Origin of the sequence: Polaromonas sp. OV174, assembly GCF_900112285.1 — a bacterium.
Classification (GTDB): domain Bacteria; phylum Pseudomonadota; class Gammaproteobacteria; order Burkholderiales; family Burkholderiaceae_C; genus Polaromonas.
The window spans coordinates 1-6,179 of the sequence record NZ_FOKZ01000053.1; the positions used below are offsets into that span (position 1 = coordinate 1).

Sequence of the window (6,179 nt, forward strand, 5' to 3'; positions counted from 1 at the left end):
AGAAAGCGGCGATGCCGGTGATGGCGCGGCCCAGGATGAGGGCGTGCACGTCATGGGTGCCCTCATAGGTGTTGACCACCTCCAGGTTGACCAGATGGCGGGCCACGCCGAACTCATCACTGATGCCGTTGCCGCCCATCATGTCGCGCGCCACGCGGGCAATGTCCAGCGCCTTGCCGCAGCTGTTGCGCTTGAGGATGGAGGTGACTTCGACCGAGGCCGTGCCCGCATCCTTCATGCGGCCCAGCTGCAGGCAGCCCTGCAGGCCCAGGCTGATGTCGGTCAGCATGTCGGCCAGCTTTTTCTGGATCAACTGGTTGGCGGCCAGGGGGCGGCCGAACTGGTGGCGGTCCAGTACGTACTGACGGGCGCGCTGGAAGCAATCTTCGGCCGCCCCCAGGGCGCCCCAGGCGATACCATAGCGCGCGCTGTTCAGGCAGGTGAACGGGCCCTTGAGACCGCGCACGTCGGGGAAGGCGTTTTCTTCCGGCACGAACACCTCGTCCATCACGATTTCGCCGGTGATAGAGGCACGCAGGCCCACCTTGCCGTGGATGGCGGGCGCGCTCAAGCCCTTCCAGCCCTTTTCCAGGATGAAGCCGCGAATCGCGCCTTCGTCGTCCTTGGCCCAGACGACAAAGACGTCGGCGATCGGGCTGTTGGTGATCCACATCTTGGCGCCGCTCAGCGAGTAGCCACCGGCCACTTTCTTGGCCCGGGTGATCATGCTGCCCGGGTCAGAGCCGTGATTGGGCTCGGTCAGGCCGAAGCAGCCCACCCATTCGCCGCTGGCGAGTTTGGGCAGGTATTTCTGCTTCTGCGCTTCGGATGCAAACTCATTGATGGGCACCATCACCAGGGAAGACTGCACGCTCATCATGGAGCGGTAGCCGCTATCGACCCGCTCGACCTCGCGGGCCACCAGGCCGTAGCAAACGTAGTTCAGGCCAGAGCCGCCATACTGCTCGGGGATGGTGGCGCCCAGCAGACCGAGCTCGCCCATCTCATTGAAGATGGCGCGATCGGTTTTTTCATGGCGAAAGGCGTCCTGCACACGCGGCAGCAGGCGCTCCTGGCAGTAGGCGTGAGCTGCGTCGCGCACCTGGCGCTCTTCATCGCTGAGTTGCTGGTCCAGCAGGAAGGGGTCGGACCAGGAAAAATGGGGGTTCTTGCTCATGGCTTGCCTCTTTACGAAAAATTGTGATGTCTTCATCATACTTTTGAGGTCTCAAGCCAATCAACCGATTGTTTCTCAGTCTCTTATGAGGTTTTGTATTAATTGAGCTGAGGCTGGAGCATGCAGAGCAGTCAGTATGACTGCCACGAACTCCACTCTCTACGGCGGCAAATTAGCCATCCGGCGCGAGGCCATGAATGCGGTGCCGAGAAACGGGGGAGGGGGTAAGGGCACTCCAATGTAAGGCGCGTCTCCCCGTGGGCCTGTTAGGCCGTCTTTCGTGAACAGGCTCTCATACTCTGCACTTGAAGCTTTTGTTTTGTGATCGACCGTAACAACTGTTTCGGCATAGCCTCACTGCTTCGCTTTAATTATTCGGGAAGCGTCCCATTAGCCTTTGAGCGGTGTTTTCCGGCGGCGAGCAGCGACAAGTGTGGACCTGCTCTTCTTGGCGCTATAACCGAATTGCGCCTGGTACCAGCGCGAGAAGCTGCTAGGCGCGGAAAAACCGAGCAGTGCTGCCACTTCAGTCAAGGGGCGATCGCTCTCAAGGACATAACGTGCGACGAGTTCCTTGCGGATGTCATTCACCATTGAGGAGAAGCTTTGGTCTTGTTCCGCCAGTCGGCGCTGGACCGTTCGGCACACAATGCCCAAGTGCTCGGTCACTTGTTCTATGCTGCAACGCCCGCTGGGTAGCAGTAGCAAGATGGTGCGTCGCACATCATCAAGCATTGACGCCCCCTGCGACTTGGCCGAGGCGTCTATCAACTGCTGTGCGTAGCGCACCATCGCCGGATCAGCTGAGGGGTTGCGTGTATCGAGATCGGTTTTCGCGCAGACGATGCAGTTGAAGTCGTAGTCGAACTCGATACAACGGCCAAACAACCTCAGATGAGTGCTAAGGTCATTCGGCGCAGAATGCTCGAAGCACACGCGCCGCGGTTGCCAGCCGGCACCCAGGAGTTGGCGTATTAAACGCACCGTTACCCCGAGTGCCAGTTCAACTCTTTGGCGTGTGGGTTGATGCGCGCTGCCGGCCATGACAACCTCGCGAATAATGACCATGCCGCCGCCTTCTTCGACCGCCAGCGACAGTGCGCCATTGAGCAGTACCTGATAGCGCATCAACATGTAAAGAGAGTCGCGCAGTGTTGCCTGGTCGCGAATCAGTAGACCTACCGCACCAAGATTGGATAGCAGGCGTTTTTCGGCCATGCAGAGTCCGAAACTTTCGTTGCCCGACATAGTCGCAGAAGCCTGGAGCAGACGTCCGACACGCTCCACCGGGATCATCAGATCCGGCTCATTTAGTACGCCAGGGCTTAATCCTGCGTCGTAAAGCATCCGGGCTGGATTGAGTCCAGAAGCAAGAGCCACCTCGCTGTAATTAGTCAGGCTGGCAGCACGGACAAGGGTTGACATCAGCGTATAGGGTTGGCGCAAAATGAAAAATGCGTGTCACGTATTGTCAAGCGTAGGCAGCCTGCTAGCGCCACACTTCACCTATCACGCCATTCTATAGCAGGAGACAAACTGTCATGAATCAAGACTTTCAAGCGGCACCCGCAGTGGTCCGCGCGACTTCGTTGGGCAACTCGATTCAGGTCGAACCGCTCACTTGCACGATAGGGGCCGAGCTCGGCAACGTTAATCTGGGGGCTGCTGCCGAGGATGACTCGCTGATCGCAGAGATCCGGGCATTGCTTCTAAAGCACCGCGTGATCTTCTTCCGCGATCAGGACATCACGCGCGCTCAGCATGTGGCCTTTGCGCGCCGCTTCGGCGAGCTGGAGGACCACCCGGTGGTGGGCAGTCATCCTGATCATCCGGGCTTGATTCAGATCTACAAAACCCCGGAAAGCCCTCCCGAGCGCAACGAGAATTCCTGGCACACCGATGCCACCTGGCGCGAAATACCTCCGCTAGGCTGCGTGCTGCGCTGTGTCGAATGTCCCCCCGTGGGCGGCGACACGATGTGGGTCAACATGGTGGAGGCCTACAAGCAGCTGCCCGAGGATATCAAGACGAAGATCGCCCCATTGCGCGCGCGCCACAGCATAGAGCCGAGCTTTGGCGCCGTGATGCCGATCGAAAAGCGCCTTGCGCTGAGGGCCCAGTTCCCGGAAGTCGAGCACCCGGTGGTGCGTATCCATCCCGAGACCGGGGAGAAGATTTTATTCGTCAACGGCAGCTTCACGACGCACTTCACCAACTACAACACGCCGGCCAATGTGCGCTTCGGTCAGGACAAGTCGCCGGCCGCCAGCCTTCTGCTCAATTACCTGACCAGCCAGGCCAACATCCCTGAATTCCAGCTGCGGTTTCGTTGGAAGAAGAACACCGTTGCGTTCTGGGACAACCGTTCGACCCAGCACTACGCAGTGATGGATTACCCGCCGTGCCACCGCAAGATGGACCGTACGGCCATCATCGGTGACTTGCCCTACTGATAAGTGGTCAACATGGCATCACCGACCCCAACCTTTCTGATCGTCCCCGGTCTGCGCGACAATGTGAGTGAGCATTGGCAAACCCTGCTGACGGCGCGCTTGCCCCAAGTGCGTACGGTCCCGCCCATGGGCCGAGAGGACCTGAATTGCGCCGATCGCCTGAAGGCCATCGAGCGCGAGATCGCCGCCATTGAAGGCCCAGTTGTGATCGTTGCGCATAGCGGAGGCTGCGTCATGGTGGCGCATTGGGCCAAGATCACGCGCCATGCGAATGCCGTGCGTGGCGCCCTGTTGGCGACCCCTCCCGATTTCGACAGCCCCATGCCGGCCGGCTACCCGAGCCTGGAGGCCTTGCAGGCTGGCGGCTGGCTGCCTGTGCCGCGTGAGCGCCTGCCGTTTCGCAGCCTGGTGGCGATGAGCCGCAACGATCCGCTTGGAGAGTTTGAGCGTGTGCGCGAGTTGGCCAAGGCCTGGGGTAGCGAGACGGTAGATCTCGGCGAGGTCGGCCACCTCAACCCCGCATCCGGTTTTGGCGAGTGGCCGCAGGCCGAAGAGTTCATTCGCGAACTCTCCTGAGCAGATGTTGGCCGGATGTCGCCGGGGAAGCCAGGCTGGCTAGATTTGATGATGGTCGTACTCGTTGGGTGTCGCAAGACAGGCTCAATGTGATGCATTTGAATGCATACCTGAAGGGGTACGGAGACTTTCGGTAATTTTGTGCCGTTCGATATGTGGTTTTCGCTGAGTGTTGACCCCGCGTAATACAAGGTGAACGGCGGCCCGATTGCGATTGGTCACTTTTTTGCACTTATTCGGCTTGACCGGTTCTCGACTGGTACGCTGCGTGTCGATGTGTTTCGGAGGTTGCATGGAGCTTGCGGCCTGTTGGATGAGTTCTCTTGATAGCAACGGCATCTGCGGACCCAAGAGGCTGCCTGATGAGTCGCTTGTCGTCAGGCGTATGTGGGGTGGCTTCTAGCAAGGAGCCGGGATGTGTTTTGAAAACCAACTTGGATAAATAAGATGAAAAAATTGCTGGTGGGATTGAGCGCGGTTCTTGGTTCGGGCTTGTCGCTCGCGCAGTCATCGGTCACGGTGTTTGGCGTGCTGGATTCGGCTCTCGAAATCACGAAGGCCGATGGAGCCCCGTCGCTCACGCGGATCATTTCGGGTGCCAACGTGCCAAGCAGGATTGGCTTCAGAGGCAATGAAGACCTGGGCGGCGGACTCTCTGCTGCCTTCTGGTTGGAGGCTGGTTTCTTCGTCGACTCCGGCGCTGGTCAACTGACCAACTCCACCAATACGCCAGCCGGCTCGACCGGGGCGGGCGGCTTGACGTTCAACCGCCGCTCCACGGTCAGCTTGCTTGGCCCCTTCGGTGAGGTGCGTCTGGGTCGCGACGTCGTGCCCAGCTCCTTGAATTACGTGGCCTTCGATCCGTTCGGTGGCAATGGCATCGGAAACTCCAGTGCGCTGATGTTGAGCAACGGTGTGTTCTCCACCGTAACCGCCTTGCGTGCCTCCAATACCGTCAGCTACTTTTTGCCGTCCAATCTGGGGGGATGGTACGGTCAGGCCATGGTTGCCCTTGGCGAAAACGCTGCCAATGTGGCCCCGGGAGCGACGGGTAAACATGATGGCGACTACTACGGTGGGCGCGTCGGCTATCGCAATGCCAAGCTGGATGTGGCGCTGGCCGCCGGGCGCACGCGCTACGAGCTGCCGGCCACGTCCACGGCGGTTGCAGGCAACTCCGATCGCGTCAATCTCGGTGCCTCATACGACTTTGGCGTGATGCGCCTGCTCGGCTTGCTCAGCACCGAGCGGCGTGCCCGTGGAACGGGTGGTGAGGGCAGCAACGTGAGCTTCAGTGTGGGCACCATCATTCCCCGTGGCGTTAGCGATTTCAAGCTGCAATACGCGCAGGTCAAGCAAAATGTGATCGCCGGCAGCAACGATGCACGACAGTATTCCGCCGGTTGGGTCTACAACCTGAGCAAACGCACCGCGTTTTACACCACGCTCAGCTTGCTGGATAACCGTGGCAATTCCAAGCTTTACGTCCTGAACACGACCGGCGGCTTTACCACCCCGGCCACGACGACGCCGGGCGGCAATATCACCGGCGTTGATTTCGGCATACGGCACAGTTTCTAAACTCGTCCGGAGTAATTTGCCGAGGTCGTTACGCACGACATCAAAAATGGGGCGCAATCATGCGCCCCATTTTTTTGGTGCGCCCAGCATGGGCGCACACCTGCGGGTGCAAGTCCCGCCAGGAGCTGGTCACAGTGAATGAAGTGAAGCGCAACTGCGTGAGGGCGACCGAACGTGGGAAGGAAGCGTGGAGCGTAAATCGTGAGCCGATGAACAAGAACCGCATAGAAGGCGTTGCCAAGCAGGGCGAGCGGGCCAAAAACCGCAAAGCTCTTGTGACCAAGGCGAGGTGGCGTAGATGCGGCGGTTGTGCGATGAAGGTGTGCGTTCTTACCTGGGGAGATCTCGCCTCGTGGGTGAAAGCCCGACGGCTTTGCCGGAGCGAGAAGTCA

6 protein-coding genes are annotated in these 6,179 nt (G+C 59.6%); 4 read left to right on the plus strand and 2 right to left on the minus strand.

Annotation, left to right across the window (positions count from 1 at the left end; translation table 11 throughout):
• Both BM160_RS21910 and BM160_RS21915 read right to left on the minus strand, forming a co-directional pair.
• Positions 1-1,177, minus strand: a 1,177-nt coding sequence (locus BM160_RS21910; RefSeq protein WP_092003225.1) for an acyl-CoA dehydrogenase, incomplete at its 3' end; no start/stop codon positions are given.
• Between the two features lie 390 nt (positions 1,178-1,567).
• The gene (locus tag BM160_RS21915; protein WP_092008263.1) at positions 1,568-2,602 is read right to left on the minus strand and encodes an AraC family transcriptional regulator; all 1,035 of its coding nucleotides are present in this window, start codon (positions 2,600-2,602) and stop codon (positions 1,568-1,570) included.
• Between the two features lie 176 nt (positions 2,603-2,778).
• Here BM160_RS21915 and BM160_RS21920 point away from each other — a divergent pair, with 176 nt between their 5' ends.
• The 4 genes from BM160_RS21920 to BM160_RS22825 form a co-directional block, all read left to right on the plus strand.
• Positions 2,779-3,630: a TauD/TfdA dioxygenase family protein gene (locus tag BM160_RS21920; RefSeq protein ID WP_092008266.1), complete on the plus strand. Its 852-nt coding sequence runs from the start codon at positions 2,779-2,781 to the stop codon at positions 3,628-3,630.
• A gap of 12 nt (positions 3,631-3,642) precedes the next feature.
• Entirely contained in the window at positions 3,643-4,206 is a 564-nt protein-coding gene (locus tag BM160_RS21925) for an RBBP9/YdeN family alpha/beta hydrolase (protein WP_092008264.1), read from the plus strand.
• A gap of 447 nt (positions 4,207-4,653) precedes the next feature.
• On the plus strand, positions 4,654-5,787 hold the full coding sequence (locus BM160_RS21930) for a porin (protein ID WP_092008265.1): 1,134 nt from the start codon (positions 4,654-4,656) through the stop codon (positions 5,785-5,787).
• Between the two features lie 134 nt (positions 5,788-5,921).
• On the plus strand, positions 5,922-6,179 hold a 258-nt coding region (locus tag BM160_RS22825; protein WP_255369047.1), incomplete at its 3' end, for a hypothetical protein.

Excerpts from the sequence above, each read along its gene's own strand:
- BM160_RS21930 (WP_092008265.1), top strand. The coding sequence starts at position 4,654 with ATGAAAAAATTGCTGGTGGGATTGAGCGCGGTTCTTGGTTCGGGCTTG.
- BM160_RS21915 (WP_092008263.1), bottom strand. The coding sequence starts at position 2,602 with ATGTCAACCCTTGTCCGTGCTGCCAGCCTGACTAATTACAGCGAGGTG.
- BM160_RS21925 (WP_092008264.1), top strand. The coding sequence starts at position 3,643 with ATGGCATCACCGACCCCAACCTTTCTGATCGTCCCCGGTCTGCGCGAC.